The sequence below is a fragment of the Microbacterium sp. Y356 genome (assembly GCF_059445355.1).
Genome location: NZ_JCAIUE010000003.1, coordinates 42,989 through 69,235, shown reverse-complemented (window position 1 = coordinate 69,235; position 26,247 = coordinate 42,989). Strand labels below are relative to the sequence as shown.

Here is a 26,247-nt window from a genome sequence, read left to right as displayed (position 1 = left end):
TGTTCCTCTTCCGTCAAGGGTTTCATCTACACAGGCAAAGCAGCGTCAACGAGTGGTCGTACCTCAGTACCGAGAAGCTCAATCGCGTTCATGACGATCGCGTGCGGAACCCCCGACCAATCGAACTGCAGTCCGTAGCGGTCAGCGCCTACCACCCCACCGATGGTGATGAGGCGCTCAGCGATCTCGGCTGGGCTACCGGCCAGGAGCGATCGAGCGCCGGTCGTGTAATGGTCGTAGTCGGCCCGGCTGGGCACAGTCCAACCACGGGCCATGGCGCCGTACTCCATCATCCGATTCCAGTAGGGGTAAAAGCTATCTTTCGCGTCCTGCGAGTTCTGCGCAAGCATCGCGACGCCGGTCATGGTCACGTGCTGCGTCTGCGGATCGTGGCCGCCGGCGACGCTCGCCCGCCGGTAGAGGTCGACAAGCGGTGCGAATCTCTCAGGTGCTCCGCCGATGATCGCATACACGATGGGCAGACCGAGCATGCCGGCGCGAGCGGACGAGTTCGGGTTGCCGCCGGTACCGACCGAGATACGCAGGTGCTCGCCGTAGGGCCTGGGCAGCACGCGCGCCGCGTCGAGCGGGGATCGGAAGCGGCCCGACCAGGTGATCGGGTCAGAACGGTCGAGCGCAAGCAGCAGGTCGAGTTTCTCTGCATAAAGGTCGTCGTAGTCGGCAAGGTCAGCGCCGAACAGCGGAAAGGACTCAGTGAAAGAGCCGCGCCCTGCCAGCAGTTCGGCGCGACCGTGACTGAGCTGATCGAGAGTGGTGAATTGCTGAAACAGGCGCACCGGGTCTTCCGAGCTCAGCACGGTCACCGCGGTGCTGAGGGTGATCGACGACGTCACGGATGCGGCAGCCGCCAGCACGGTGCCGGGACTCGAGATCGCGTAGGTGTCGATGTGGTGTTCACCGAGCCCGTAGAAGCCCAGCCCCACCTGCTCGGCGAGGCGAATACGCTCGAGGGTCTGGTCGAGCACCGTGGCGACCGACAAGGGTGCGCCGTTCTCGTCGCGACCGATGTCGCCAAAACTCAATACGCCGAGTTGCATGGGGTTATCCGTTCTCGTGGACCATTTCCACAGTTTGTTCGACGAGCGTCGCGTGATCAGTCGTCAGGACGCGTCGATCAGTACATAGACGCTGGTGATGCTGTCGCCCCGGATGATGAGGACGTCGCGGCCAGTCACCATGGTGGTTCCACCAGCGGGGCCGAGACTCCAGCTGTATGTGACGAGGTCTTGCGCTGTCTGAATCGGACTGGATCGGGTGATGACGGTACCAGGCAGCTGCACCTGGAGGCTAGCAATCGCCTCGGTCATACCTGCGTGCCCGGTGTAGGCGACCCCGGGCTCGCCGATGGTCACGTCGGGTGAGTAAATCGAGGCGATCGCCTGCTCCCGTTCCGGGCCGGGCACACCATTCCAGGTGCTTAGGTGTGCGTCGATGATCGATTCGTGTGATTCGGACATTGTTATCCCCTTCGGTATCGGTTGTGGTTTCCACGGCGATGCCATGTCAGGTATATGGCGTGCGAGATCGTCAGGGCGAAGCCGAGCGTGCCGACAGGGATGCCGACAAGAGTAAGAGCCCCGGCGCCGATGTTGGCGTCCAACGCCGTCGGGTCTCGAATGAGTGCTGCGGTCGCGAGCATGACGAAACCCAATCCGAGAAGGATCGTCCCTAGATTGCGAATGAGCATTTCAGCCTTTCTCGACAGCGACCTCAGTACCGGCCGAGGCCGTCATCGCCGGTCTTGGTCGTGCTCTCAGGTTGGCACTGACGGATGGGGCTTCGCGTCGGTGGAAGTCACGTAGGTCGACGCGCGGGTACCGATCCCCCGCTGCGCCCGGAACTCACAAGCCTCAACACAGGTAAGGAAATCAGGAACAAGCGCTACAGAGGTGGGGCGAGCAGTTCCGTGAAGAACGCACGCATGTCGGCGCTGAGGATTGCCGGCTGTTCGATGGGCGCGAAGTGACCACCCGCGGGCAGTTTTGTGTAGCGCTGGACGTTGTGGGTACGCTCCGCCCACGCACGCGGTGGTTGTTGCAAGTCGGCCGGGAACAGTGCCAACGCGGTGGGCACCGTCACGTACTCATGCGGGGGAAGCGCCTCGTAATAAGGGCGGAAGGACGTACTGATCGTGTCAGTGAACCAGTAGAGGCTCGCCTGTGTGAGCAGGAAATCATCGGTGAGCGCCAGTGCCGCGCCGGAGCTGCGGTCGCTCCATGCTCGGTACTTCTCGAGTATCCACGCGAGAAGGCCGACCGGTGAATCCGAAAGCCCATATGCCAACGAAAGAGGGCGGGTGCGGTGCTGGTGCATGTACGCGCCTTCATCACGGTTCCACGCGTCGATCCGCTTGAGGTGAGCGCCTTCGTCCTCGGTCAAGGATGACCTGTCCAACTCCTGCGGCATTCCCACTGACATCACATGTGCCCCGAGCACTGATTCCGGATGCGCGGACGCCAGCCGCGACGTGATTCCGTTGCCCAGGTCTCCGCCGTGCGCGAAGTAGCGATCAAATCCCAACCGACTCATGAGTCGATGCCACAACTCATGGGTCGGCACTCGCGGCGGAGACGTGGTTGAAGCATCTGAGAAGGTGAAGCCAGGCAGCGAAGGCACGATCACAGTGAAGGACAGACCCTTCTCCCCGTAGGCGGAAGGAGTGGAGAGCCGTCGTGCGACCTCGACCATCTCGAAGAAAGTGCTCGGCCAGCCGTTGGTCAGCACAACCGCTGGTGCGTCAGTGGTTTCAGCGTCGAAACGGAGAAAGTGAATCTTTTGCCCGTCGACCTCCGCCATATAGGAGGGAAGCGCGTTGATCTCTGCCTCGTGAACGCGCCATTCGTATCCATTGCCCCAGTAGCCGGCCAAGCGTCGCACTTCCTCGACATCGGCCCCGGCTGCCCAGGGCTCGGTCGGCCACGACCGTGGCCACCTCGTCGCGGCGATCCGGCTTCTGAGATCATCCAAGTCCTGCTGAGGGACGGTGATCAGCGGATCGCATCTCACAGCAAAACTCTCTGACTGCTCCGCCATCTGGAACATCCTCTCGAGATAGTGCGATCCAGCGAGTCCGAACTGCTAGGAGAGCTCTTTTATCGCCCAAGAGCGAGCGCTCAACGTCAAGTAAACATCAACTGTCGGCATCCTGCCTTCTCGTTCGGTCACCTTGCCGGGCCGTCGCGGAGGACGCCGCGCGGGCCAGTTATGCAGCGGCGTCAGCCGCAGAAGGGCGAGACCGAGTCCTTGAGCTGATCAATCGCCTCAATCGTCTCGGGTGCTTGCAGATCAGTCATTCCACCGACCTGCTGCGCACCTGAACTGATCAGGTCGCCGAGTTGACCGTCGACATCCGCCGCGAGACCGTCGAGCGTCACGACTAGTTGGTCGCGGGCGGCGTCGATCTGCTCCGCCGAGGCCTCACCCTGATCGAGCAGCGTCTGATACTGCCCGTAGGCGTCGTCGATCGTCGAACAGGTCGCCTCGACGTCGACGCCGAGTGCGTCACCCGCGACTTGCACCACCTGTGAGCACCCCGCGAGGAGTCCTGCGGCAAGAAGAAGGGGAAGGATGACGAAGCGACGCATGCTCCGAGGGTAGCGGCGCGACCTGAGGGAAGGCCCGCTCGGATCCGGCAGGGACGTCGGATATTACTGCCCGGCCAATGCCGCTGTCGGCTGGCTCACACGTCGGTCAGCCTGGGCCGTTCGGATGCGCGATATCGTAGGCGCGGGAGACCTTTTGGGGAACAACCATGCGCCACGCGTCTACGACGAGTTCACGCGCCTCGCTCGGCTCCAAGGATGCGAGATCTGCATGAACCCAGTTGAAGCGCAGATCCAACTCTGATGGCAGCGCTCCCGGCGCAGCGGCGAGCTGGGATCGCATCATCGACGCGCTCGATGCACTGTTGCACAACTGGCCGACCCACTGACTAACGAGAGATGAAGCATTGTCCGTTCCGCATTTGACGACTATCCCGATCACCGCCAGTCTCATCCGCGGCGCGGCGGAACTCGAGCACACCGACCGCGGCATACTGCCGCACCGGCTTCCGGCCTGGGCGCTGAAGCAGTGCGCTGACCCGCAGTTGGCAATGGTGGAGGCGCAGCCGTCTGGTGTGCGGCTCGCCTTCAGCACAAGGGCGACGGTGATCGAACTCGACATTCTGCGCTCCCGCACCGCCTACGCGGGTATGCCGCCGCGACCTGACGGCGTGGTCGACCTCGTCGTCGACGGTGAGGTGGTCGCGCTCTCCCCCACGTCCGGCGGCAACACGATGACGATCGACATGTCGACCGGTGGCGCCGAACAGGTGGCAGGAGCAGTCCACACGGCCCGTTTCGACGGGTTGGCGGATGCGATGAAGTCTGTTGAACTGTGGCTTCCGCATAACGAAAAGGTTGAGCTGGTCGAGCTGCGCGCCGACGCCGTTCTCGAGCCGGGAACGGTTTCGGGCCGACCCACGTGGTTGCACTACGGCAGCTCGATCAGTCACGGGTCGAATGCGGCGCGCCCGACCGGGATCTGGCCGGCGGTGGCGGCACGTGAGTCCGGGCTCGAGTTGGTCAACCTGGGCTTGGGCGGAAGCGCGCTGCTCGACCAATTCGCAGCGCGCACTATGCGCGACACCGAGGCCGACGTGATCAGCCTGAAAGTGGGGATCAACCTGGTGAACACTGACCTGATGCGCCTGCGGGCTTTCGGGCCCGCGATACACGGATTCCTAGACACGATTCGGGACGGGCATCCGTCGACCCCACTGCTGGTGATATCGCCTATCTTCTGCGAAATTCAGGAGAACACCCCCGGGCCGGTTGGGTTCGATCTGGATGCTCTTGCCGACGGGGCGGTGCGTTTCAACGCGACCGGTAACCCCGCGGAGGTTGCGGCCGGGAAGCTGACGTTGATGGTGATCAGGGCAGAGTTGGAGCGCGTCGTCCGGGAACGACAGGAGGCCGATCCGAACCTGTTCTACCTCGACGGCCGACAGTTGTATGGCGCGGATGACGCGGCCCGGTTGCCGTTGCCTGACGCGCTGCATCCGGATGCAGCGACCCACCGCTTGATGGGCGAGCGGTTCGCGAGGGTGGCATTCGCGGAGGCTGGCTTGCTGGCCGGTTAACGTCGAGTCGGACCAGGGCGCGATCACTGGCATTCTCTGCTGGCTGCCCGCTTCAGGAGCGCGGTAAGGTTCTTCTCGTCGGCGGCCTCGAAGCCGAATGCGCCGCGACGGCGCACGGAAGGAACAAGCGATGGAACTGATTTTCGTCCACGGCGCGTTGGTGCGTGACGGGCATTGGTGGTGGCAGCCAACAGCAGACCTGCTGAAGGAACGTACCGGAATCCGAAGCCGCGCCGTTGCATTGCCGTCGTGCGGAGAGACCACGCCTGAGGACGTTGCGGGCGGCCTGGTTGCTGATGCGGCGGCCCTTCGCGCTGAACTCGACGATGTCGATTCCGCGATCGTGGTCGGTCACTCCTACGGCGGCACCGTCATCGCAGAAGCCGGTCAGCATCCCGCGATCGCTCGGCTACTCTACGTGTCATCATATTTGCCCGATATTGGGCAATCGCAGGCCGTGATCATGAGCGGTGAAATCGACCCCGTCGCGATCGGCGACAACGGAGATGGCACGCTGAGCGTGTCCGGCTATGACGCAACCTCGTTCGGAGCGCGGTTCCTGCAGGATGCGGACGGACCGACTCAGCAGCAGGCATGGGAGCGAGTGACAGCGCAGGCTGCAGGCGCGTTCATGACCCCGACCAGTGCTGCTGGGTGGCAGGGGATCGACTCGACGTATATTGTCTGCGGGCAGGATCGCAGCACGTCAGTCGAGTTGCAGCGCTTTCATGCCGCTCGGGCGACACGATCCGTCGAGTTGCCGACTGGGCACCATCCGTTTATCTCCCGTCCCGACTTAGTGGTCGAGCAGGTGAGCATGTGGGTGTGATGCCCGAGAAAGAAGGGCCGGTCTACGATCAGCGCCGCGGGTCGCTATCGGACGCGCGTTTCCTGTCCTTTCCGATCCATCCCATATGGGTGTGTGTGAAGGCATCCGGGAGCTTTAGTCCATATCCGAGAGCCCGATCAACTCCCACGTGGAACGCCCAGGCGAAGGCGACGATGGCGGACCACATCGACAGAATGGGCGCGGAGCCGCTAACTACTAGCGCAACGACACCGAGAGCGGCCGCCCAGGCGTAGGTATGAATGGCGTTGTACCAGCCTGCGCCTGCGGCGGGAGATCGTAGGTATCCGAGTTGGGACAGATCGAACACCAAGAACAGCGCCAGCGGCATCCACCACCAGTCTGGGGCGATGACGATTGTGCCCGCGAGCGAGAAAGCCGTGATCAAGGCACCTTCACTGCGCTGGATGACTGCGGGACCTGTTAGATCACCATTTCTCATTTGTGATCTTCTCCATTTGCTAGGGCCGCCTCAGGGGCGGTCACGCTGGTCCGAGCCGCAAGCCATGGTGCGAACAGGCGCAGCATGAGGGGCATCACGAGGAAGTTCATCAGCGAGACGAGGATGAGCGACACGATGAGGGTCGTTATCCAAAGCGGGTACTCAGTCAAGAGCGGGAGTAACAACCAGAGAGTCAGCGTGATGAGTGGGTACACGGCTAGCCAGTTGATGAGGGCTATTTTGTGGCGAGGAGGTCGCATGGGAAGAGTCCGATCGTTCGAGGTGAATGCGGGATGTGCGAAGCAGCGGCGGCGAAGGATTGTGGTCCCCGCCGGCGCTGCCACGCGGCCAGGCTGAGAGTTAGTCAGCGAATATGGACGATGCCGGTCCGAAGATGGGACGCCAGTTGTGCACGCGCTTGTCCACGACAACGTTGTTAATGACGTAAGGATCGTTGTCGACGATGGTGTCGATGCGGGCGCGGTCCTCGACTTTGTAGATGAGTAGCCCGCCGGGAGCCTCGTTTTGTCCCCACGGCCCGGAAAGCAGGAGCTCACCCTGTTCCACACGCTCTCGCAAGTAGGCCAGGTGAGCGGAAAGGTGCTCGTTCTGGGGTGTGGTGTCGGTCGGGTAGGAGTACTCGACGGTGAAAATTTCAGCCACGATGGGTTCCTTTCTAGGTGGATGTAACTAGCATCACGCCAGCCAGGAGAATGCAGGTAGGACTCCTGGTACCAGTGGCGATTGCGAGGCTTCCTGCACAATGGAGCCATGACCGACCGTGGCGAACTCAGCGAGCTCTTGACCATGTGGCGCGCCCGATTGAAGCCCGCGGCGGTGGGTCTCCCTGCTGTGTCCGCTCGATTGAAGGGCCTTCGTCGAGAGGAAGTGGCGATGCTGGCAGGGCTGTCCGTGGACTATCTCGTTCGACTTGAACAAGGCCGCTCCCTAAACCCGTCGGTGCAGGTCGCAAGGGCGTTGGCGCGCGCGTTACAGCTGTCCGACGAAGAACGCGATCAGCTGTTCCAGGCGGCGGGGCTACCGATCCCGTTGCCGACGAACGTGCCCACCCACATCCCGCGAAGCGTGCAGCGGCTTCTCCTCCGCGCTCCCGATGTTGCTATCGGCGTCTACACGATGCATTGGACCCTGCTCACCGTGAACGCGTCTTGGCAGGCCATGCTCGGGCAACCGCCCCGCGACTACAACCTCATCGAAGCGCAGTTCACCGGAACAGCGCCCAATGTCCTGATGAGTGCGGCGTACATCGAACGTTTCGAGCGCGCCCTAGTGACGGATTTGCGAAACGCGATGCTGCGGTATCCCAAGGACCGCTCCGTTCAGCAGCTTCTGCAGCGATTGCGTCGCATTGACCGTTTCGAAGAGTTGTGGTTGGAGGGCACTTCCGTCCCGCAACGGTCTGAGGAGAAGACCTTCCTGCATCCAATCGTCGGTCCAATCACCGTCGACTGCGACGTGTACACCACGATCGGGACAGATCTGCGGATCATCACCTACACGGTGGAGCCCGGTTCCGACGACGCTTCTAAATATGATCTTGCACGAACTCTCGGCGTCCAACAGCCCTCGCGCTGAGTACTGGCCAATCAATCGAGGCAACGGTCTAAAAATTCGATTCAAGGCGGCGCAAGGCGTACGGCGTCCGTGCAGCTCCTGCCGGCGGGATCTCGTTCGCTTACTGGTTCCTCTTGTGGGTTTCCTCAGCGCTGGCTAGCGTGTGGTCTACTTTCACTCAGCGCGGAGCTCGGAGGAGAAAAGTGCGCAGCATTCGGATTGCCCTTACGCCTAGTTCTGAGGAACTGCAGGCGCTCGAGCGGGCCGCGGCCGCGAGCGGTGAGGACACATGGGGGGTTTCGTTCTCTCACACCGTGGATCGCGTCAAAGAAGCTTTCCCCGACGATTATGGAGCCGCGGAGGTGAACGCGGACCAGAGTTCTGGGTGGATTGCCTTCGCGGGAGCGGTGCCCAACGGCGCGGAGGACGTGGTCAGAGAGCTGCCAGGCATCGAACTGCGCGGAGATCTCGGACTGAGCGAGAAAGAGATTTCTACGACGGTTGATCTACTCTTCCAGTCGATTCTAGAGACGCACGGTGACATTACGGTGACTGTGGGGCCGGTGCCGCGTGACCGTGAGATTGTGGTGGAGTACGCGCCGTCGGTGACCGCGCGCATCTCTGCGGAAGCCATCGAGGAGTCAGTGCGATCGGCGACTCTGGCAACCGACCTCGGAGGATTCTCTGTTCGTGTCGAAGCGATTGTCGACGCCGACGGCTGAACACAACGAAGTGGGCTGTTGGCACACCCTTCTACCGCGCCGATCCCCGGTGGTCTTCACTCAGGACTTTCCTCCGCGCCGTCAGTGTTTTCCTGTCGCCGGCGAGCCGGGACGTGCCGCCACGTGCCGAGGCTCGTGATCGAGGCTTCGATGATGTCGTCGTGGACAGCTCCGTGCTCGATGGTGCTGCGGTAGTAGATCGGGCCTATGGCCTGAGCGGCTGCGGACAGCGGGTCCGAGGCGAGGATGATTTCGCCGCGGGTTTGTGCGTCTGTGAGGGCGGCGGCGAGGCGTTCAGCGAGCGTGTGTGCGAATCGGCTGCGCCGAGCATCCATGCTGTCGTCCCAGAGGGCGGTGCTGGCGAGCGTGGTGGTGACGACGCGCACGTCGTCCTGTTCCAGCTGGCGGGCGATCGCGATGAGTTCCAGGCGAAGCCACTCCCGAGTAGGAGTCGCAGGAGTGTCGAAGAAGGGCATGGGAACGGTCGCCATGGCCTCCGCGAGCATCTCGACGCTGCGCGGCCAGTGTCGGTAGACGGTCGCGCGTCCCATTCCTGCGTGCTCGGCGACCTGAGCGTGGGTCACCGCGGTCGGCCCTCCCGCCATCAGCAGTTCCCGTGCTGCGTTCAGGATCGCCTCCTTGCTCCGCAGGAATCTGGGGTCCGCCTCAGTACTCATGCCTTCATTCTACGAGACATGTTGACTTATAGGTCAACCTCAGCAATGCTAAACGTTATGAAACAGAATGTATCGCAGAGGTTGAAGGTAGCGGTCCTTGGAGCTACCGGCGCAACCGGGCGGCACGTCGTCGCCACGGGACTCGAGCGCGGTCACGAGGTGGTCGCGCTAGTTCGGAGAGCAGACTCGTTCGAGCCAGCTACCAGATTGACGGAGGTGTTGTGGACTGACCTGTCCGATCGCGGCCCACTGACTCAGGCATTCGTTGGCGTGGATGTGGTGATCAGCACCCTCGGTGGAGCCGATACCGGGCCGACCACGGTATGCACGGACGCCATCAGCACGACACGGCAGGCGATGAGCGAGGCAGAAGTGTCGCGTCTAATCGTAGTGAGCGCTCACGGGGTGCTCGAATCTCACGACCGGTCGCTGTATTCGATGGCGGTGTGGGCAGGGGTGAGCGAAAAGTTGAAAGACAAGGAATCGATGGAGTCGCTCATCACGTCATCCGAGCTGGAATGGTCGATCGTTCGTCCGCCAATGCTGAAGGACACCCCCGCGACAGGCAAGTACCAGGTGGGCGAGGAGCTTCCGATCCGTCTTTGGCACACCATCGGCCGCGCCGACCTCGCAGCCTTCCTGGTTCGAGAAGCCGAAGAACCTCAGTTCATCCGCGGATACCCGAGGATCCACCGATGACCGACCGGTACTCGCTCGAGGGGAGGGTCGCAGTGGTTACCGGTGCTACCGGCGGCATGGGGCAGGTCATCGCTCTGGAGCTAGCTCGAGAAGGCGCGCACGTGATCGCCATCGCCAGGGACCCACGTCGAGCAGACGCCCTCGATACGCAAATTGCCGGGCAACCAGGCCCTGGTCGTCTCGAGGTACTCGCTGGCAACTTGTCGCAGCGGGACGGAATCATCCACACCAGCCAAGCCATCCTCGCTCGGCACGAAGCACTACACCTCCTGATCAACAACGCCGGTGCCCACTTCAACGACCACCGCGTCTCCCCAGACGGACTAGAGATGCACATAGCTGTCGACTATCTCGCTGCATACGGATTGACCACACTTCTTCAAAACGCACTGCGCCGGGGGCGAGCGCGGGTGATCAACGTCGCTTCCGACACGCTCCGAGACACCCGACAAGTAAAACTGGTCGGTAGGCCTCGTCCAGCGACTCTGAATACTAGAGACCTCGACGACCTTACGCATCTCAACCCCGAGACGGGGTTCATACCCTTCCACGCATATGCGCGGGCAAAACTACTGACAGTGATGGCCGGCTACCACCTCGCCCGCACCCTCACTGCAGACGGAGTAACAGTGAACGCGGTGCACCCCGGGATCGTTGCAACCGAGATCATCGACAACGTCATTCCCAAGGTCTTGCGCCCGTTCGGTGGTCTCATCCGGCGGTCGATGCTCACTCCAGAACAAGGCGCCGCAGCAACCCTCCGGCTGGCCACCGAGCCCGCGCTCGACAATGTGACCGGCCGATACTTCGTCCGCGACACCGACACCCCCACGCCTTCTGCTTCATACGACACGGTCGCGCAAGCTCAACTGCGAAACACCACCGACAGCTTCCTCAACGCTGGAAAACTTGCAACGGGGGTCTGACGCAGAGCGAACAACGACGCGCGCACTCGAGGAGATCTCTGCCGACTAACTGCGCCATCGATCAAGATTTCACCTCGCGCGGCGCCGGCGGGCGCGAGGTCAGGTGAGGATGCGGGTGATCGCTTCGACCGCGGCGGCCCGCCTCGTGTCGCTGTCGGCGTGCCCGTCGGCCGCCAGGAGCCCGATCGGCGCGAGCTGCCAGGCTTGGGCGACGGCGTAGATGATGACGAGGAGATCGACTGCGCCAATGGCGGGCGACGCTTGCTGCTGCACCGATTCGACCTTCGCCAGATACGTCTCGAGCGGCTCAGAGGCAGCCTCCGGCCGTTCGAGCTGAGCCCAGAGGCAGATGCGCAGCACCTCAGGCCGGCGCTGATGGAAGTCGAACAGCTCGCCGACCCAAACCGGCAGATAGGACGGCTTTGGGGGCACCTCCTCCGCCATCCGCACGATCGCGGCGGATAGCGCCGCGTCGAAAAGGCCGCTCTTGTTGCCGAAATAGGCGTAGATCATGCGCACGTTGCTCTCGGCATCTTTCGCGATGCGGTCGATCCTGCCGCCCGAGTAGCCATGCGCCGCAAACTCCGACACCGCGGCCGAGAGGATACGCGCCCGGGTCGCCTCCGCGTCTCGCTGCCCCATGCTCGCTCCGTTCATTCGATGCCGTCGTTTGACGCGATCCTGATCTCGCGTCTAGTCTATAAGTAAATAGATACTTACTTAGGAGCATGATGGAACCAAGAATCGAACGTGCCTTGGCTATTACCCCGGCGTCACGTGCTCGGGAGCGCACGATCGACATCACCACCACCGGCGCGCGCACTGGCAGGCCGCGTCGCATCGAGGTGTGGTTCTACCGGGTCGACGGGCGCATCTACCTGTCCACCTCGCCGGCTCGCCGCAGCTGGTACGCGAACATCGTCGCGAACCCCGACTTCGTGTTCCATCTCAAGAACGGGGTGCGGGCGGATCTGCAGGCAGTGGGCACCCCGGTGCTCGATCACGCTCAGCGGGAGGCCGTGTTCTCGTCGATCATCGGCGACCTCAATCAGCAGTGGAACCCGGCCGGCATCCGGCAGCCAGTCGAACCCCTCGACGAATGGATGCACGGAAGTCCGCTCATCAGTGTGGACTTCCCGGAAGGGGACACCGAATGACTGAGAACACCCCTCGAATTGCCGTCGTCACCGGGGCCAACCGAGGCCTGGGCCGAGCGACAGCCCGCGCCCTCGCCCAACGGGGCTTCGCAGTCGTGCTCACTTACCGAGGTGGCGCGGATCAGGCCGAGCGCGCCGTTGAAGAGATCCGAACCGCGGGAGGTGATGCACTGGGCGCGCGACTCGATCTCGCGGATGTCGCCTCCTTCGCCGAATTCACAGTCGCGCTCCGGCGCGACATCCACGAGCGGTGGGGTCGTTCCGGCATCGACGTGCTGGTGAACAATGCCGGGATTGGCCTGTTCGGCCGGCTCGAAGACGCCACCGTCGAGGAGTTCGACGCCCTCATCGGCACGAACCTGCGCGGCACGTTCTTCCTCATCCAGGCACTGGCACCCCACATCGGCGACGGCGGTCGCATCATCAACGTATCCACCTCGCTCACTCGCCACGTCAGCCCCGGAACCTCGCTCTACGCAGCGTCAAAGACGGCAGTGGAGGCCATCACCCGCAGCCTTGCCGTGGAGCTCGGGCCCCGCGGTATCCGCATCAACAGCATCGCCCCCGGCCCGACGGCCACCGACTTCAACGGCGGCGCCATGCGCGACGACCCCGAGCTACGCAGCAGCCTGGCCGCCCACACCGCGCTCGGCCGCGTCGGCCAGCCCGACGAGATCGCCGATGCCATCGCAGCCCTCGCGTCGAGCGAGCTGCGCTGGGTGACGGCTGAACGCATCGAGGTCTCGGGCGGCAGCCTGCTCTAGAACCCTGCGAGCAGACCACCGGGTGTCCCCCGTGCTCGCAGTCGACGACCGTCTGTCTCCCGAGGCCGACCCGGAAACACCGGCACTCGACGGGCTGACCGCACTGCGCTGGCTCGTCGAGATCGCACCGCGGCGTATGCCTGCTCGATCGCGACAGCCGGTTCGCCGGGGACGAGACGTGCCAGACGGCGGGGCAGCGGGTTGCGTGGGAGAACAGTGGGCTGGCCTGACACGCATCAATCAGCGAGCCAGTACGCTTTCCCGTGGTGGACGTGGTCCGGGTGTAGTCGTACCCATACGAGGCTGACTAGACGTCCGGTGAAGTCCACGGTGATCATCGCCGTGACCTCATCACCGCTCCTCATGACCAGTCCCGCCTGACCGTCAATTGACCGCTCAGCGACGTTGACGCCGGGGCTACCTCTGAGTCCATGAAGGAGAACCGGCGCGGCATCTCGGGCACCGCGCGCCACAACGGTCTTCTCGTGGCCGCCGCGGGTTGAGGTCACGGCCACTGCGACGTCCGGATGGAGCGTTGCAACGAGGGCGGGGAGATCCTGCTCCTGTGCGATGGTACGGAGCCTGCGAACCGCCACATAGTGAGTCGGTCTGGCCACCCATTCCCACAGGGCGTCGCGCAGCGACGTCGTATGTTCGCTGTGCCTTCGGACGACCGTGCTGGACGTGAGGTCTCTCATGTTTGTCTCCTCCTGACTGCCCTGACCTAGTCGGCACCGGCCGTCGGCCAGATCCAACCCTGTTGCCAGTTAAGACCTGACAGCAGGCAGAATTGTGACCTTCCAGTCATGGCGTTGCCGCTCTGTGAGTGGACGTGCGTCACTTGACAGGTGCCCTGGCCGGACTTGGATGTCAGCCGGTGTGGTCATCCTCAAAGTGGTGGACGGCCTCATCTCCGAGATCCGCACAGTCGTGAATCCGCACACGCTCTCGCTGTGAAATTGATCAACACGGCCGGGATGAGGCTGACAGCCTCACAATCAAGGCCGGACTGCGGTCATAGGTGATGAGGGGGTTCACCCTCATCACCTGCGGGAGACACACATGAAGAATTCGGGTAGAGCGCGGCACGAAACGTGCGGCGGCCGCAGTATGGTCCGAGGAATCAGACGATGACCGGGACCAGCTCGTCTCAATCGGTGAGGGTACGCCGCTCGTCCCGCCTGCGCCGGTCCGAGCCGCCGAGGGTGCCCAAACAGGCGCGCAGCCTCAACCCCACGGGCACCATACCTACGATGAATGTTCGATCGTTGACGGAAGGAGAGTTCGTCAGCGATCGCCTCCTTCTGGCACTTGACCAGATCCAGCAGCAGGGTCCTCCTCGCACGATCGCCGGCTGGAAGGCCTTGGCCGAAGGGCTCTTGGTCGACGAATGCTGTGCTTTCCATCGCAACCGGCAAATCTCGTCGTACTACGCATGGGCCTACATGGCTCTGCCCAGTTCCTTTAAGTGGGCCGGGATGGCGGCGATCGCGTCGCACCACATCCGCGTCGCCCTCCTTCCACTACACATCGAGAACGCCTCCAGGGACACCCCTGGTCACATGCGCAGACTGAAGAGATGTCGAGTGCTCACGGCAGACGTGAACACGCTCCGGGCGACGAACAATGACATTTTCAACGATCTATTCTGGGTCCACCTCGCGTACGTCACCTCGAAAGACGGGATCGGACTACTCCGCGCCCTTCTGCAAAACGAGCGCCACTATGCGCCGATACTGGCCGGATTCGAAGCACTCGACGAGGGCCGCCGGGTACTGGAGGACGCGACGGCGTCGCGCACGGCCCGAGGGAGAGCACGGGATCTTATATGGAAAGGCACTCTTCTCCTTCTCGAGCACGAGCAGCGCTTCGTCGTGCAGCCCAACTACGATCGTCTCTCCGCCAGGTACGCCCGGGTCGTCTCGATCGGGTCGGCAACGACGTTCGATTCGCGCGCACCGCGCCGGGCGATCGAATTCTTCACATCGTTCTTTATCTACACCCTCCTCCGCAAGAATCCGCGTGGCCTCGACGGACGGATGTGTCCGCTCGTCACCAATTTCGATGACCGGTGGCGTTGGCTCGAGTCGAGCGTCGTGCCCCGGTTCCAACGCGTCGATACCGATCCGCGCGTGATCGGGGCCATCCTGCGACGCATCCTCGACCACGACCGCCACCCCGTTCCTTCCCCATGTGGCACCTCGATCAAGCGATCGTCAACTGACTCACGTCCAACGGAGCCATCATCGAAACCGGCACAGGTTGCTACCGCCTCGCCCACACTCTCACCCTCGCCCTCGCCCGCTGAAGGACGAGTTGACCTGCGCGGGTCGGAGACTATCGACTCCGACCTATCAACGTCGGGCGAGGGACTACCGCCCTTTGCCCTGCAAGGGGTCTAGCTGCACACCGGCCCGTTGACGTTCGGGGAGGCGAGAGGCGATCAGTCCACCTAGATGGACACTGGCGGCACTTGTCTCCCACCGGCCTGTCATCCGGCCGGAGACCGCCCACGAGTGTCGTTCATGAGCTGTGGATGAGGGCGCGAATGCCGCGCGCCGTCGCCAACGCTAGACGGGCCCACATGCCTGCCGCGGTATATTCAGTGTCACAAAACCCCTGATTAAGGGGTGAAAATGATGGCTCTCGACTTCCGAGCGCCACCGTTCATCTGCCAGGGTCAGCGGAAGAGCGCGTTCGCTTCTCGGATGCCATCGTCACTCCTGGCTCTCGATTGAACGCCGCGTGATCTCCTCGGCATAGGGGAAGCTGTCCCTCCAGGTCGGATGCAGCGGGATCCAGCCCGCCCGCCGAGCCTTCTCGTTCGATACGGCCCGACCGCGAACCTCGTGTGCGGGTAACGGGACTGCTCGCGGATTCGGCGCACCGATTCCGCGAGCGAAGACCGGCGCCCAGACCGACGCAGGAGCCGGCTCGTCATCGACGATGTTGTACGTGCCGTCTGGCCAGCCGAGGGATTCCACGGTCGCCGCTACGGCGTCGTCGATGTGGAGGAAGGATGCAATCGCCGGCGTCGCCTGGAGAAGACCGGCCGTGGCGGCGTTGGCGATCCGACCGTCTGCTGCGTACCAGGTACCCGGCCCGTAGAACCGCCCGTAGCGAAGAATCGTGGCGCGTGGCATCTGCAGGAGATTGCGTTCCATCACCGCGACCGCCGTGTCCGGGACGATCGGGTCACTCTCCATGGCGACGGTGACACCGGACTCGTAGGCCCAGGAGATGCTCTGCGCGATGATGCGGTCGACTCCGGCGACCCTCGCGGCGGCGACGAGATTCGCCGTGCCAGCACGACGCAGGCGGGCGTTCGCCTCGAGATCGAAGTCGCTGAGGTCGGTCAGCTGATTGATGATCAGGTCGGGCGCAGCGTCGCGGACGACGGCGGTGAGGTGCGGTGAATCGTACGCGTCCACGGCCACGCCGTGGACGCCGAGGCCCTCGAGGAAGCGCACGTTGTCTCGGCGACGAGAGGTCGCGACGATGTCGTGCCCGTGTTCGAGAAGCGCCGGGATGAGCCGGCTGCCGATGACGCCGGACCCGCCGACGAGGAGAATTCTCATTGATGCTCTTTCAGATCGAACGCCCGAGCGGTCCGCCGATTCGGTTCGTGACCGGTTGACCTCGGGTCTGTATGCGACGGCGAGGGCGATGCTTCACGTGGCGTGCGTCGCCAGCCACTCCTCGAACGTCAGCTGGCCCAGTCGAGTTCCCGGATTCGGCGGCAGGGAACCGTCTCTCCGCTCCTCACGAGGACCGGCGAGGTCGCGCTCCACGCCTCGGGGCACTCCGACGGCGATCTCGACGAGCTCGCGCGTGACCTCGGCTGCAGCGATCGGTTGCGAGCGCATGCGGGGAACGACCTGGAACGGCCCACTGTCGCGACCATGGGACCCCTGCTATCTTCGATCTCGCCCGCGCCGATGCGGGCGAGACTCGGCTGAGTGATGCGTTCATACCTATTTGACCGGACACCGAGGAAGATTGTGAGCCGAAACCTCACATTCCGTCTGGCTACCTGGTCATATAGAAGGACGAGAGGCTCGACATGACCATGGACCATGATGACCCGCCCCAGAGTGAAGCCCTGAGCGAGCGCCGCCATCTCGTCTCGATGGCGTTCCGAATGCTGGGAACCGTCGCAGACGCTGAGGATGCCGTTCAGGAGACGTACATCCGGTGGTATCGCATGAGTGAGGAACAGCGCGCGGCGATCGAAGTCCCGCGCGCCTGGCTGACGAGAGCCGCGAGCAGGGTCTGCCTCAACGTTCTCGCCTCCGCTCGCCATCGTCGGGAGATGTACGTGGGACCGTGGCTGCCGGAGCCGGTGCCGGCGTTGGCCTTCGCGACGCCTTCGGAGGGAGCGGCGGATCCTCTGGACCGGGTGACCCTCGACGAGTCCGTGAGCACGGCGCTGCTCGTCGTGCTCGAGTCGATGACGCCGGCGGAGCGGGTCGCGTTCGTACTTCATGACGTGTTCGCGATGCCGTTCGATGAGATCGCCGAGACGGTCGGGCGCTCACCGGCCGCCTGCCGCCAGCTGGCGACTTCGGCGCGACGCCGGGTGCAGCAGAGTCGAAGTCGTCGAGCGACGCACGCCGAACACGAGAAGGTCGTCAAGGCTTTCTCCGCCGCGGCGCGGGCCGGCGACATAGCGGGGCTCATCGCTGTGCTCGATCCGAACGTCGTCCTGCGCTCCGATGGCGGCGGCATAGTGACCGCGGCTCGCAACCCCGTGTTCGGCATCGACAAGGTCGCGCGTTTCATCATGGGTGCGCTGTACAAGCGCCCCAACGCCACCATCGTCGAACAGGACACACCCGACGGCACCGGTTTCGCGCTGTGGGACGACGGGCGCATCTTCGGGATCGTGACCCTCGACGTCATGGAGGGCCTCGTCACCGATGTGCGGATGATGATGAACCCGTACAAGCTCACGCTCTGGAAGTGACCTCACGAAAGCACTGCTTACGCGGTCAGTATTCGTGAACGGCGCCGACAATGCCGTGAACGGAGAAGATCGTGAGCACCAAGCACACCGCGAGTATCGCGAATCTCGATCAGGACTACCTGCGTATCGGGATATCCCGAGACGAGATCGTCCTGGCCGAGGACGGCGCCCGGACTGACGGAGGACGCGGGACCTACGAATGGTGGTACTTCGATGCGCATCTCGACAACGGTGCGACGCTGGTCGCGATCTTCATGACCAAGGACCTCTCCACGCCCGGCAAGCCGCTGGCACCGATGATCCGACTCAACCTGGATCTGCCCGACGGCACTAGCAAGAGCTTCATCCGCACCTACCGCGCCGACATGTTCTCGGCAGCAGGGCACACAGCCGACGTGCGGATCGATGGCAACACGTTCGTGGGCGACCTCTCCCACTACGAGATCGACGTCGAGATCGATGATCTGAAGGTGTCCGTCTCTCTGGACGCCACTATCCGTCCATGGCGTCCAGATACCGGGTATCTGGTCTTCGGGGAAAACCGCGACGCGGCGTTCTCCTGGTTGCCGTCAGTGCCGGAGGGCAAGGTCGCGGGATACTACGAGATCGATGGGGTGCGCACCGAGGTCAGCGGGATCGGCTACCACGATCACAACTGGGGAAACGTCGGGATGACGGCGATCATCAACGACTGGTATTGGGCACGCGGTCAGGCAGGCCCGTACTCGGTGATCGCCTCGTACATCACGTCGCACGAGAAGTATGACTTCGAGGAGATCCCGATCTTCATGCTCGCGCGCGACGGCGAGATCGTCGCCGACCGGGCCGAGTACGTGCGCTTCCGCGCCTCGGACGTCTACGTGGACCCCAAGACCAAGAAGCCGGTCGCCAACGTGACCCAGTACTTCTACGACGATGGCGCAGATCGATACGTGGTGACCTTCAAGAAGCGACGAGAGCTCGTCGCCGCGACGTTCGTCGAGCAGATGAACGGCTGGCGCAAGCTGGCTGCCCAGCTCGTCCGCTTCGACGGCGCCTATCTGCGCTTCGTCGGCGAGATCACCGTCCAGCGCTGGTCCGGCGCGACCCTCGTCGAGACCTTCACGAACGAGGCCATCTGGGAAGTCATGTACTTCGGCCACCCTCGCAAGGACGACAAGTCCCCGGTGCGCATCGGACGCTGATGCGCCTGCGCACAGGGCAACCTGGAGGGTGCGAAGGTGATCGAAGACATCGGTCTCACTTTGCGAACGCGATGGTCTCCCTGATCGGCGTCGGCATCATCCTAGTCACGACGTGCTGGGACCGGAAGGCCGCCGCCGCAGACCCTCGAGAACGAGCGATCTGACGGACGACGGCCTTCTGAGTCAGCGCACGAACGTCGGCTGCGGCCTCGTCCCCGTGTCCACCGCGGCCGCAGGTTCCGGCGCGGGTTCCGGCGCCGGTTCCGGCGCCTCGTGCGCACCCTCCGGGTCTGATTTGTCGATCCGATCGCCATAGAAGACTGACGCGAGCGCGGCGCGCATCCGTTCGAGCAGGGGAAGGCGTCCCGCTTCCGATGGCCGCGCTTCGATCGCGTCGGGATGCGTATGAGCCGCCAGCCGCCATCGTTCCTGCTCGTCGAGAGGCTGATGCACCTCGACGAACTCGCCGCCAGGAAGACGCACGATCCGGCCTGTCTCATATCCGTGCAGGACGAGATCGCGGTCTTTCTTCTGCAATGCGAGGCAGATGCGTCTGGTGAGCATGAAAGCCAGCACGGGGCCTGCGAACAGCGTCACCTGCAGAGTCACGATCACCGATTCGAACGAGAGCTGGAATACGAGCGCCATCACATCGGCACTCGCCGCGAGCCACAGCACCCCGTAGAAGGTCATTCCCGCGACGCCGATACCCGTCCGGGTCGCCGCGTTGCGAGGACGATCGAGGATGTGATGGTCGCTCTTGTCCTTCGACAGCCATCCCTCGAGAAATGGGTAGACGGCGACGATCAGGAGGAAGACGCCGATGACGACCAGTGGCGCCAGCAGCGCGAGCGTGAACGTGCGATCGAAGAGGACCAACTCCCAGCCCGGCGGCACGAGCCGCAGCGCCCCGTCGAGGAAGCCGGTGTACCAGTCGGGCTGGCTACCGGCCGATACCGTCCCCGGATCCGCCGGACCGTACGTCCAGAGCGGACTGACCTGCACGGCGGAGGCCATCAGCACCAGCACACCCACCACGATGGCGAAGAACCCGCCGGACCGGACTGCCGCGTGGGGCAACATCGGCATGCCGACGACGTTGCCCTCCTCGCGCCCCCCTGCGGCGAAATGCGGCGGCTTGTTCTTGTAGGCCGACCGAGCGCGCAGCGCGATCAGCAGCAGGACCGCCACGGGGACGATCGCCACATGGATCAGGTTCAGGCTCTCGATGATCGTGCTCGGAAATTCGCCTCCGAAGAGGAATGAGGCGATCCAGGTGCCGACGAAGGGGATGCTGTGGACGATCCCGTGCACGATTCGCAGCCCGGTGCCGGAGAGCGCGTCGTCGGGGAGCGCGTATCCGCTCCAGCCGCCAGCGAGGACGGCGACAAGGAGGAGGAACAGAGCCACCCAGCTACCTCGCCGCGGTCGGCGGAACGCGCCGGTGAAGAAGCTGACGAGCAACTGCAGCATGATCGACGCCGGTACGAGCAGGGCAGCCCAGTGATGGAGTTGCCGGAGCATCAGCCCGCCGGGCACATCGAAGGACAGTCGCATGACCGAATCGAACGCCCGAGACACCTCGATACCGACCAGCGGTGCGAAGTCGCCCTTGTAGATGACGGTCTCACTCGAGGGCACATAGACGAACATCAACATGATGCCAGTGACGAACAGCACCGCGATGCTCGCAACGGTGATCACTCCGAACAGGTTCGTCCAGTGCACGGGCATGACGCGTGTGCGGAGTTCCGCGCGGAACGCCGTGAATGCGCGTCCGGGCGCGGTCCGCTCCCGCAGATATTCCGACGCGATCTCCGAGAAGGATCGCGTGCGGCGACGATCAGCTCGCACGACGGATCTCCGTCGGCTCATCGTGCAGGCGAGACGGTTCCACGTCGCGGCGCTGGGTCTCGGCCTTCCGTCGTGGCGGTGGCACCGCAGCCAGGAAAGCCGTTCTCGGCGCCTGGACCGACTCGAGTGAGACGATGTCCCGCCCGAAGAGGAAAGCCGACACCCATAGCAGGAGCACCCTCGCCTTCCGACCCCAGGTCGGGACTGCGAGCACGTGATATCCGCGATGCATGAACCAGGCGAGGAGTCCTTTGATCACGAGGCGCTTGTACTGGAAGACTCCATAGCCCATCCCCAAGGTCGCGACCGTACCTTGGGTTTTGTGGAAGTACTCGCGCGGAAGTTCTCCACGAAGCACGGCGGCGAGATTCTTGGCCAGCAGTTTGCCCTGACGAACCGCATGCTGAGCGTTAGGAACAGTGCGCGCCCCAGGCACATCCTTTCGGGCGAGGTCAGGAACGGCCGCGTTATCGCCTGCGGCCCAGGCGTCCTCGATCGGAGCATCTTCGGTCCCGATGCGGAGGTCGGCACGGACCATCAGGAGACCCCGCGCATCCACGGGGAGATCCGTGTGGGTCGCGACGACCGGATTGGAGGCGTTCCCCGCCGCCCAGACGAGCAAATTCGTCTGATACCGCTCGCCCGTCGAGAGCTCGACCTCTCCCCCAGTCGCGGAGACCATCTGCGTACTGAGGTGCACGGTCGCGCCGCGCTGCGTGAGGTGCTCTACGACCCAGCGCCCCGGCTTCTCGGTCACCTCCGGGAGGATCCTGCTGCTGGCCTCGATCAAATGGAAGCTGAGGTCGGAGAAGTTCAGCTCCGCGTAGGACCGCAAAAGCGACGAAGCCAGGGACAGCATCTCGCCGAAGACTTCGACGCCCGAGAAGCCGCCGCCCACGACTGTCACTGTGAGCAGCCGTCGCCGCTCCGGACCGTCGGGCATAGCGGCGGCGCGCTCGAAAGCCACGAGGAGTTGGTCGCGGATGGCCACGGCCTCCTCGACGGTCTTCAGTCCGATCGCATGCTCGGCGATGCCGTCTAAGGGGAAGACACGGGTGACGGCTCCCGCGGTGACGACGATGATGTCGTAATCCACGGTGCGCGAAGACCCGTCCGGCATTCTCACGGCAACCTGCTTATCGGCGTGCCTGATCGACGTAACTTTTCCGGTGATCACGGCCGTGCGCCGGAGATTGCTTCGGAGGGACACGGCGACATGTCGCGCCTCTACCGATCCGGCGACGACTTCCGGGAGAAACGGCTGATACGTCATGTATGGCCGGGGCTCGATGATCGTGATCTGAGCCTCTTTCGCCTTGACCCTCTTCTCGAGGTTCCAGGCGGCGTAGAAACCCGCGTAGCCGCCGCCGATGATGAGGATTCTTCGCATGACTGCCTCCGTGTGCTGTTACAAATAAAGACCAGGCAGACGGTCAGAATGTGATGCCTCAAAGCGAGGTGAATCCGTGTCCGGATCTGCGCGGTTCGACCGCTTGTGCGCGACGAATAATCCCCTCCACCGACCGCGTCATCGGCGAGGGGGCACGCCCAGAGGGCGGGAGATAGTGCGTTGGAGCGTGGTGTCAGCGAGTAGGGCCGACGGGATAGTGGCTGGTGATCGCAACTCGATTCCAGGAGTTGATGGAGATCGCCATCCACGTGATCGCAGAGATCTGATCCGTGAGGGCATCTGTCGCACCTCTTTATGGAAGACCGCGCGGACGACCGGATTGTGAGGTCAGTCGTGCAATCCGCCTCGACCTCACATCCCAGCATGGCGTCCGGTCTTAGTAGATGAAGCGCTAATGCGCTGACGCTTGCAGACGCCGCGACCCGGCATCGGCACCGATCTCTATCGGACCGGCGAGTTCACCTCCGCGACAACATCAGGAAGAGCAGTCCATGCCCGCACGATCGAAGACGCAGCGTCCTGCGAAGACGGAAGCCCCAACCGACGACGGAGTTCTCGCGCTGGACTTTTATCGACAGATGGTGCTGATCAGACGCTTCGAAGAGCGCGCCGCCCGTGGCTACTCCGAAGCCAAGATCGGCGGATATTGCCATTTGAATCTCGGCGAGGAGGCGGCCGTCGTCGGGCTGGTGAGCGCTCTCCATCCGGACGATTACCTCTACACGAACTATCGCGATCACGGGTACGCCCTGGCGCGCAGCATCAGTCCGGAGCGGGTGATGGCGGAGCTCTACGGACGAGCCGACGGCGTCTCCAAGGGCTGGGGCGGATCCATGCACCTCTTCGACGTCGATGTGCGGTTCATGGGCGGCTACGGCATCGTCGGCGGACAGGTGCCCCTCGCCACAGGCACCGCACTGGCGATCTCTCACCGCGGCGGCTCGGAAGCGGTCGTCTGCCAGATGGGTGATGGTACGACCAACATCGGAGCATTCCACGAGTCGCTCAATCTCGCCGCGCTATGGAACCTCCCAATCGTCTACGTCGTGAACAACAACGGCCTGGGCATGGGCACGACGGTGGAGCAGTCGTCCGCTGAGCCCGAACTCTACAAGCGCTCCTCGTCCTATCGGATGGCCTCCGCCCGCGTGGACGGGAACGATCCACTGGCGGTGCATGAGGCGATGCGCCGCGCTCTCACGAGTGCCCGGTCTGGGAAGCCGTTCTTACTGGAGACCATGACCGAACGACTCAAGGGACACTCTGTCGTCGACCCCGCCGGGTACCGCACGCGCGAGGAAAAGGCCCTGCTTCTCTCGACGGATGGGGTCCACGGATATGCCTCCGAACTGCGAGCGCGCAACCTGCTTTCGGACGAGTCGGAGCGCGAGATCGATGCCGCCGCCATGTCGGCGGTCGACGCTGCCGTGCGGTTCGCGGATGCCAGCCCGCATCCTTCGGTCTCCACTCTCTTCGATTACAACTATGCGACCCCCGTGCCGAACGATTCCCGCCGGCTCCCCGGTGAGCCGCTCTTCCCCGCGCCGGCAAGACCGGCCGCAACGATCTCGGAGGTCTCGGCATGAGTGTCATCAGCTATCGGCAGGCACTTCACGACGCGCTGCGCGAAGAGATGCAGCGCGACCCGGATGTCTTCTTGATCGGCGAGGAGATCGGACGGTTCCAAGGTTCCTACAAGATCACCGCCGGGATGTTAGAAGAGTTCGGTCCACAGCGCGTGCGAGATGCCCCGATCGCGGAGGAGGGCTTCACCGGGGCCGCGATCGGTGCCGCAATGGTCGGCCTGCGGCCCGTGGTGGAGATCATGACCATCAACTTTTCCCTCCTCGCACTGGATCAGATCGTGAACCACGCCGCGAAGATATACGGGATGTTCGGCGGGCAGGCCAGAGTGCCGATGGTCATCCGGACCCCCGGAGGGGGCGGACAGCAGCTCGGCGCGACGCATTCTCAGAACATCGAGCTTTACTACGCGTTCGTCCCCGGGATGAAGGTCGTCGCTCCGTCGACACCCGCCGACGCGAAGGCTCTCATGCTCGCCGCGATCCGCGACGACGACCCCGTGCTCGTGCTGGAAAATCTTGCCCTGTACAACACAACCGGCGAAGTGCCCGATGTCGTCGAGACGGTCGAGATTGGCAAGGCTTCGATCGCCCGCCCAGGGAAGAACATCACCGTCATCGCATACTCGCGGATGGCCGTCATCGCTCGGCAGGCCGCGGAACTGCTCGCAGACGAAGGCATCGACGTCGAGGTCATCGACCTGCGGAGCCTGCGTCCGCTGGATCGCGAGACCATCGTCGCCTCCGTGAAGAAGACGAACTGCGCGGTCGTCCTGGAGGACGACTGGCTGACATACGGAATCGGAGCGGAGATCGCGGCGACAATCTCCGACGGCGCCTTCGACTGGCTGGACGCACCCGTGCGGCGCGTCGCCATGGCCGAGGTGCCGATGCCCTACGCGAAATCCCTGGAGTCCGCCGCTCTTCCCTCTCTCGACGACGCGGTCAACGCGATCCGGGAGACCCTCGACGCCGTCGCGCGGCGAGCTTGAAAGGACCATCATGATCGACATCCTCATGCCCCGTCTGTCCGACACGATGACGGAGGGCGCCATTGCGGCATGGCACAAGAAGATCGGCGACGAGGTCAAGCCCGGCGACATCCTCGTCGAGATCGAGACCGACAAGGCACTGATGGAACAGGAGGCCTATGACGCAGGCGTCCTCGTCGAAATCCTGGTCGCCGAAGGCGAGAACGTCGAGATCGGCACCCCGATCGCGCGACTCGACGACGGAACCGGGCCGTCCAGGCCCACGGATGCTCCCGCGGCGGACTCCGCTCCCCCCGCGGACGCGGGAGCCGAGGATGTTGCCGTGGTCGCGCCCCCCGCCGCCACGGCAGCATCCGATTCTTCACCGGCCGAGGCGCCGGAACCTGAACCGATCGGCCAGCCGGAGTATCGCCCCGCCACACCACTCGTCCGGAGACTGGCTCGCGAACAGAGGATCGATCTCGATCTCGTCTCTGGGACGGGGCCGGGCGGACGAATCGTGCGCGCGGACCTCGACGCTGTCGCGATCCCGACACCCGATTTGCCGTCCGAGTCGACGACCCACGCGCCAGATACCCCCATCGAAAAATCATCCGGGCGGATCCCCTTCGACAAGATCCGCCAGGCCGTCGCCACACGTCTGACGGAGAGCGCAACGACCGTCCCGACCTTCACTGCGACCGTGTCAGCGGACGTCGGCGAGCTGCTGATCCTCCGTGGACGCATCAACGAGGCCCACGCCGATACCGGCGTCAAGGTGAGCGTGAACGATCTCCTCGTGCGTGCGGTCGCCCTCGCGCTCCGCGAGCATCCCGTCGTCAATGCGTCGTACGATCCGACGGGCGGCGGAGTCACCGTGCTGCACGCTCACGTGCATATCGGCATCGCGGTCGCGTCTCTGGCAGGGCTCGTCATCCCTGTGATCCGCGATGCGGACCGCGCTTCGGTGACATCAATCGCCGAGATGTCGCGAGCCCTCGTTGGCAAGGCCGCGGAGAGAAGGCTAACGACCGCGGACATGAATGGAGGAACCTTCACCATCAGCAACCTCGGAATGTTCGGGGTCGATCACTTCACCGCGATCATCAATCCCCCGCAGGGTGCGATCCTCGCCGTCGGCGGTACGCGGGACGAACTCTCGCTCGTCGACGAAGAGCTGATCACGCGCCGCATGCTCAGCCTCACGCTGACTTCCGACCATCGGATCATCGACGGAGCCGACGCCGCTCGGTTCCTGGCGACGCTGAAGACCCTGCTCGAGAACCCCCTCCGCGTCGTCAGCTGAGAACCATGAATACCGGCAAA

The 26,247-nt window shown here is 63.7% G+C and carries 30 protein-coding genes; 14 read left to right on the top strand and 16 right to left on the bottom strand.

Annotated features, from left to right (window positions below):
* Positions 1-26: 26 nt before the first annotated feature.
* The 6 genes from AC1C2Q_RS15960 to AC1C2Q_RS15935 form a co-directional block, all read right to left on the bottom strand.
* Positions 27-1,058, bottom strand: coding sequence for an LLM class flavin-dependent oxidoreductase (locus tag AC1C2Q_RS15960; protein ID WP_495450931.1), 1,032 nt, complete (start codon positions 1,056-1,058; stop codon positions 27-29).
* A 63-nt stretch (positions 1,059-1,121) separates the two neighbouring features.
* A complete protein-coding gene (locus AC1C2Q_RS15955; RefSeq protein WP_495450930.1) occupies positions 1,122-1,478 on the bottom strand; it encodes a nuclear transport factor 2 family protein in 357 nt (118 codons plus the stop codon).
* A gap of 2 nt (positions 1,479-1,480) precedes the next feature.
* On the bottom strand, positions 1,481-1,708 hold the full coding sequence (locus AC1C2Q_RS15950; protein ID WP_495450929.1) for a hypothetical protein: 228 nt from the start codon (positions 1,706-1,708) through the stop codon (positions 1,481-1,483).
* Positions 1,709-1,902: 194 nt separating this feature from the next.
* Positions 1,903-3,054, bottom strand: a complete 1,152-nt coding sequence (locus tag AC1C2Q_RS15945; protein ID WP_495450928.1) for an epoxide hydrolase family protein — start codon at positions 3,052-3,054, stop codon at positions 1,903-1,905.
* A gap of 182 nt (positions 3,055-3,236) precedes the next feature.
* Entirely contained in the window at positions 3,237-3,605 is a 369-nt protein-coding gene (locus tag AC1C2Q_RS15940) for a hypothetical protein (RefSeq protein ID WP_495450927.1), read from the bottom strand.
* A 106-nt stretch (positions 3,606-3,711) separates the two neighbouring features.
* Positions 3,712-3,909, bottom strand: coding sequence for a hypothetical protein (locus AC1C2Q_RS15935; RefSeq protein WP_495450926.1), 198 nt, complete (start codon positions 3,907-3,909; stop codon positions 3,712-3,714).
* 76 nt (positions 3,910-3,985) lie between these two features.
* Here AC1C2Q_RS15935 and AC1C2Q_RS15930 point away from each other — a divergent pair, with 76 nt between their 5' ends.
* Positions 3,986-5,143, top strand: a complete 1,158-nt coding sequence (locus AC1C2Q_RS15930) for an SGNH/GDSL hydrolase family protein (protein WP_495450925.1) — start codon at positions 3,986-3,988, stop codon at positions 5,141-5,143.
* Positions 5,144-5,273: 130 nt separating this feature from the next.
* Positions 5,274-5,972 (top strand): alpha/beta hydrolase, encoded by a 699-nt coding sequence (locus AC1C2Q_RS15925; RefSeq protein ID WP_495450924.1) that lies wholly within the window; start codon positions 5,274-5,276, stop codon positions 5,970-5,972.
* A 28-nt stretch (positions 5,973-6,000) separates the two neighbouring features.
* Here the strand turns inward: AC1C2Q_RS15925 and AC1C2Q_RS15920 are convergent, their stop codons facing one another.
* The 3 genes from AC1C2Q_RS15920 to AC1C2Q_RS15910 all read right to left on the bottom strand — a co-directional run bounded on the left by AC1C2Q_RS15920 (position 6,001) and on the right by AC1C2Q_RS15910 (position 7,095).
* Positions 6,001-6,432, bottom strand: a complete 432-nt coding sequence (locus AC1C2Q_RS15920) for a DUF4260 family protein (protein WP_495450923.1) — start codon at positions 6,430-6,432, stop codon at positions 6,001-6,003.
* Positions 6,429-6,692: a putative antibiotic biosynthesis monooxygenase gene (locus AC1C2Q_RS15915; protein ID WP_495450922.1), complete on the bottom strand. Its 264-nt coding sequence runs from the start codon at positions 6,690-6,692 to the stop codon at positions 6,429-6,431. Before AC1C2Q_RS15915 ends, AC1C2Q_RS15920 begins: the two co-directional genes overlap by 4 nt.
* A 100-nt stretch (positions 6,693-6,792) precedes the next feature.
* Entirely contained in the window at positions 6,793-7,095 is a 303-nt protein-coding gene (locus tag AC1C2Q_RS15910) for a YciI family protein (protein WP_495450921.1), read from the bottom strand.
* 108 nt (positions 7,096-7,203) lie between these two features.
* On the opposite strand from AC1C2Q_RS15910, the gene AC1C2Q_RS15905 reads away from it, so the two are divergent.
* Together AC1C2Q_RS15905 and AC1C2Q_RS15900 are read left to right on the top strand one after the other, a co-directional pair.
* Positions 7,204-8,028, top strand: coding sequence for a helix-turn-helix transcriptional regulator (locus AC1C2Q_RS15905; RefSeq protein ID WP_495450920.1), 825 nt, complete (start codon positions 7,204-7,206; stop codon positions 8,026-8,028).
* Positions 8,029-8,321: 293 nt separating this feature from the next.
* Entirely contained in the window at positions 8,322-8,729 is a 408-nt protein-coding gene (locus AC1C2Q_RS15900; RefSeq protein WP_495450919.1) for a hypothetical protein, read from the top strand.
* Positions 8,730-8,785: 56 nt separating this feature from the next.
* Here the strand turns inward: AC1C2Q_RS15900 and AC1C2Q_RS15895 are convergent, their stop codons facing one another.
* On the bottom strand, positions 8,786-9,406 hold the full coding sequence (locus AC1C2Q_RS15895; protein WP_495450918.1) for a TetR/AcrR family transcriptional regulator: 621 nt from the start codon (positions 9,404-9,406) through the stop codon (positions 8,786-8,788).
* Positions 9,407-9,424: 18 nt separating this feature from the next.
* On the opposite strand from AC1C2Q_RS15895, the gene AC1C2Q_RS15890 reads away from it, so the two are divergent.
* Both AC1C2Q_RS15890 and AC1C2Q_RS15885 read left to right on the top strand, forming a co-directional pair.
* The gene (locus tag AC1C2Q_RS15890) at positions 9,425-10,105 is read left to right on the top strand and encodes an NAD(P)-dependent oxidoreductase (protein ID WP_495450916.1); all 681 of its coding nucleotides are present in this window, start codon (positions 9,425-9,427) and stop codon (positions 10,103-10,105) included.
* Entirely contained in the window at positions 10,102-11,031 is a 930-nt protein-coding gene (locus AC1C2Q_RS15885; RefSeq protein WP_495450914.1) for an SDR family NAD(P)-dependent oxidoreductase, read from the top strand. Before AC1C2Q_RS15890 ends, AC1C2Q_RS15885 begins: the two co-directional genes overlap by 4 nt.
* A gap of 99 nt (positions 11,032-11,130) precedes the next feature.
* Here AC1C2Q_RS15885 and AC1C2Q_RS15880 read toward each other — a convergent pair whose 3' ends face one another.
* A complete protein-coding gene (locus AC1C2Q_RS15880) occupies positions 11,131-11,673 on the bottom strand; it encodes a TetR/AcrR family transcriptional regulator (RefSeq protein ID WP_495450912.1) in 543 nt (180 codons plus the stop codon).
* An 86-nt stretch (positions 11,674-11,759) separates the two neighbouring features.
* On the opposite strand from AC1C2Q_RS15880, the gene AC1C2Q_RS15875 reads away from it, so the two are divergent.
* The gene (locus AC1C2Q_RS15875; RefSeq protein ID WP_495450910.1) at positions 11,760-12,188 is read left to right on the top strand and encodes a nitroreductase/quinone reductase family protein; all 429 of its coding nucleotides are present in this window, start codon (positions 11,760-11,762) and stop codon (positions 12,186-12,188) included.
* Positions 12,185-12,952 (top strand): SDR family NAD(P)-dependent oxidoreductase, encoded by a 768-nt coding sequence (locus AC1C2Q_RS15870; RefSeq protein ID WP_495450907.1) that lies wholly within the window; start codon positions 12,185-12,187, stop codon positions 12,950-12,952. Before AC1C2Q_RS15875 ends, AC1C2Q_RS15870 begins: the two co-directional genes overlap by 4 nt.
* Positions 12,953-13,188: 236 nt before the next feature.
* Here AC1C2Q_RS15870 and AC1C2Q_RS15865 read toward each other — a convergent pair whose 3' ends face one another.
* On the bottom strand, positions 13,189-13,650 hold the full coding sequence (locus tag AC1C2Q_RS15865) for a sigma-70 family RNA polymerase sigma factor family protein (RefSeq protein ID WP_495450905.1): 462 nt from the start codon (positions 13,648-13,650) through the stop codon (positions 13,189-13,191).
* A gap of 555 nt (positions 13,651-14,205) precedes the next feature.
* Between AC1C2Q_RS15865 and AC1C2Q_RS15860 the strand changes: the two genes are divergently transcribed.
* Entirely contained in the window at positions 14,206-15,354 is a 1,149-nt protein-coding gene (locus AC1C2Q_RS15860; protein WP_495450903.1) for a DUF2515 family protein, read from the top strand.
* Between the two features lie 315 nt (positions 15,355-15,669).
* On the opposite strand, the gene AC1C2Q_RS15855 is transcribed toward AC1C2Q_RS15860, so the two are convergent.
* Positions 15,670-16,530, bottom strand: a complete 861-nt coding sequence (locus AC1C2Q_RS15855) for an NAD-dependent epimerase/dehydratase family protein (RefSeq protein ID WP_495450901.1) — start codon at positions 16,528-16,530, stop codon at positions 15,670-15,672.
* Between the two features lie 93 nt (positions 16,531-16,623).
* A complete protein-coding gene (locus AC1C2Q_RS15850) occupies positions 16,624-16,818 on the bottom strand; it encodes a hypothetical protein (RefSeq protein ID WP_495450899.1) in 195 nt (64 codons plus the stop codon).
* A gap of 197 nt (positions 16,819-17,015) precedes the next feature.
* On the opposite strand from AC1C2Q_RS15850, the gene sigJ reads away from it, so the two are divergent.
* Both sigJ and AC1C2Q_RS15840 read left to right on the top strand, forming a co-directional pair.
* Positions 17,016-17,918: an RNA polymerase sigma factor SigJ gene (gene sigJ / locus AC1C2Q_RS15845; protein ID WP_495450897.1), complete on the top strand. Its 903-nt coding sequence runs from the start codon at positions 17,016-17,018 to the stop codon at positions 17,916-17,918.
* Positions 17,919-17,989: 71 nt separating this feature from the next.
* On the top strand, positions 17,990-19,102 hold the full coding sequence (locus AC1C2Q_RS15840; RefSeq protein WP_495450895.1) for a lipocalin-like domain-containing protein: 1,113 nt from the start codon (positions 17,990-17,992) through the stop codon (positions 19,100-19,102).
* A gap of 183 nt (positions 19,103-19,285) precedes the next feature.
* On the opposite strand, the gene qcrB is transcribed toward AC1C2Q_RS15840, so the two are convergent.
* Both qcrB and AC1C2Q_RS15830 read right to left on the bottom strand, forming a co-directional pair.
* Positions 19,286-20,956: a cytochrome bc1 complex cytochrome b subunit gene (gene qcrB, locus AC1C2Q_RS15835; protein WP_495450894.1), complete on the bottom strand. Its 1,671-nt coding sequence runs from the start codon at positions 20,954-20,956 to the stop codon at positions 19,286-19,288.
* Entirely contained in the window at positions 20,946-22,346 is a 1,401-nt protein-coding gene (locus tag AC1C2Q_RS15830) for an NAD(P)/FAD-dependent oxidoreductase (protein ID WP_495450892.1), read from the bottom strand. Before AC1C2Q_RS15830 ends, qcrB begins: the two co-directional genes overlap by 11 nt.
* A gap of 512 nt (positions 22,347-22,858) precedes the next feature.
* Here AC1C2Q_RS15830 and AC1C2Q_RS15825 point away from each other — a divergent pair.
* The 3 genes from AC1C2Q_RS15825 to AC1C2Q_RS15815 are packed head-to-tail and all read left to right on the top strand — an operon-like array spanning position 22,859 to position 26,227.
* The gene (locus AC1C2Q_RS15825) at positions 22,859-23,953 is read left to right on the top strand and encodes a thiamine pyrophosphate-dependent enzyme (RefSeq protein ID WP_495450891.1); all 1,095 of its coding nucleotides are present in this window, start codon (positions 22,859-22,861) and stop codon (positions 23,951-23,953) included.
* Positions 23,950-24,942, top strand: a complete 993-nt coding sequence (locus tag AC1C2Q_RS15820; protein WP_495450890.1) for an alpha-ketoacid dehydrogenase subunit beta — start codon at positions 23,950-23,952, stop codon at positions 24,940-24,942. The genes AC1C2Q_RS15825 and AC1C2Q_RS15820 overlap by 4 nt, the downstream gene beginning before the upstream one ends.
* A 10-nt stretch (positions 24,943-24,952) precedes the next feature.
* A complete protein-coding gene (locus AC1C2Q_RS15815; RefSeq protein WP_495450889.1) occupies positions 24,953-26,227 on the top strand; it encodes a dihydrolipoamide acetyltransferase family protein in 1,275 nt (424 codons plus the stop codon).
* Positions 26,228-26,247: the final 20 nt, after the last annotated feature.

Excerpts from the sequence above, each read along its gene's own strand:
- AC1C2Q_RS15820 (WP_495450890.1), top strand. The coding sequence starts at position 23,950 with ATGAGTGTCATCAGCTATCGGCAGGCACTTCACGACGCGCTGCGCGAA.
- AC1C2Q_RS15870 (WP_495450907.1), top strand. The coding sequence starts at position 12,185 with ATGACTGAGAACACCCCTCGAATTGCCGTCGTCACCGGGGCCAACCGA.
- AC1C2Q_RS15850 (WP_495450899.1), bottom strand. The coding sequence starts at position 16,818 with ATGCGCTCGCAACCGATCGCTGCAGCCGAGGTCACGCGCGAGCTCGTC.
- AC1C2Q_RS15960 (WP_495450931.1), bottom strand. The coding sequence starts at position 1,058 with ATGCAACTCGGCGTATTGAGTTTTGGCGACATCGGTCGCGACGAGAAC.
- AC1C2Q_RS15950 (WP_495450929.1), bottom strand. The coding sequence starts at position 1,708 with ATGCTCATTCGCAATCTAGGGACGATCCTTCTCGGATTGGGTTTCGTC.
- AC1C2Q_RS15875 (WP_495450910.1), top strand. The coding sequence starts at position 11,760 with ATGATGGAACCAAGAATCGAACGTGCCTTGGCTATTACCCCGGCGTCA.
- AC1C2Q_RS15855 (WP_495450901.1), bottom strand. The coding sequence starts at position 16,530 with ATGAGAATTCTCCTCGTCGGCGGGTCCGGCGTCATCGGCAGCCGGCTC.
- AC1C2Q_RS15890 (WP_495450916.1), top strand. The coding sequence starts at position 9,425 with ATGTTGACTTATAGGTCAACCTCAGCAATGCTAAACGTTATGAAACAG.
- AC1C2Q_RS15880 (WP_495450912.1), bottom strand. The coding sequence starts at position 11,673 with ATGGGGCAGCGAGACGCGGAGGCGACCCGGGCGCGTATCCTCTCGGCC.
- AC1C2Q_RS15955 (WP_495450930.1), bottom strand. The coding sequence starts at position 1,478 with ATGTCCGAATCACACGAATCGATCATCGACGCACACCTAAGCACCTGG.
- AC1C2Q_RS15935 (WP_495450926.1), bottom strand. The coding sequence starts at position 3,909 with ATGATGCGATCCCAGCTCGCCGCTGCGCCGGGAGCGCTGCCATCAGAG.
- AC1C2Q_RS15865 (WP_495450905.1), bottom strand. The coding sequence starts at position 13,650 with ATGAGAGACCTCACGTCCAGCACGGTCGTCCGAAGGCACAGCGAACAT.
- AC1C2Q_RS15895 (WP_495450918.1), bottom strand. The coding sequence starts at position 9,406 with ATGAGTACTGAGGCGGACCCCAGATTCCTGCGGAGCAAGGAGGCGATC.
- AC1C2Q_RS15925 (WP_495450924.1), top strand. The coding sequence starts at position 5,274 with ATGGAACTGATTTTCGTCCACGGCGCGTTGGTGCGTGACGGGCATTGG.
- AC1C2Q_RS15945 (WP_495450928.1), bottom strand. The coding sequence starts at position 3,054 with ATGGCGGAGCAGTCAGAGAGTTTTGCTGTGAGATGCGATCCGCTGATC.
- AC1C2Q_RS15860 (WP_495450903.1), top strand. The coding sequence starts at position 14,206 with ATGAATGTTCGATCGTTGACGGAAGGAGAGTTCGTCAGCGATCGCCTC.
- AC1C2Q_RS15830 (WP_495450892.1), bottom strand. The coding sequence starts at position 22,346 with ATGCGAAGAATCCTCATCATCGGCGGCGGCTACGCGGGTTTCTACGCC.
- AC1C2Q_RS15920 (WP_495450923.1), bottom strand. The coding sequence starts at position 6,432 with ATGAGAAATGGTGATCTAACAGGTCCCGCAGTCATCCAGCGCAGTGAA.
- AC1C2Q_RS15940 (WP_495450927.1), bottom strand. The coding sequence starts at position 3,605 with ATGCGTCGCTTCGTCATCCTTCCCCTTCTTCTTGCCGCAGGACTCCTC.
- AC1C2Q_RS15815 (WP_495450889.1), top strand. The coding sequence starts at position 24,953 with ATGATCGACATCCTCATGCCCCGTCTGTCCGACACGATGACGGAGGGC.
- AC1C2Q_RS15915 (WP_495450922.1), bottom strand. The coding sequence starts at position 6,692 with ATGCGACCTCCTCGCCACAAAATAGCCCTCATCAACTGGCTAGCCGTG.
- sigJ (WP_495450897.1), top strand. The coding sequence starts at position 17,016 with ATGACCATGGACCATGATGACCCGCCCCAGAGTGAAGCCCTGAGCGAG.
- AC1C2Q_RS15825 (WP_495450891.1), top strand. The coding sequence starts at position 22,859 with ATGCCCGCACGATCGAAGACGCAGCGTCCTGCGAAGACGGAAGCCCCA.
- AC1C2Q_RS15905 (WP_495450920.1), top strand. The coding sequence starts at position 7,204 with ATGACCGACCGTGGCGAACTCAGCGAGCTCTTGACCATGTGGCGCGCC.
- AC1C2Q_RS15885 (WP_495450914.1), top strand. The coding sequence starts at position 10,102 with ATGACCGACCGGTACTCGCTCGAGGGGAGGGTCGCAGTGGTTACCGGT.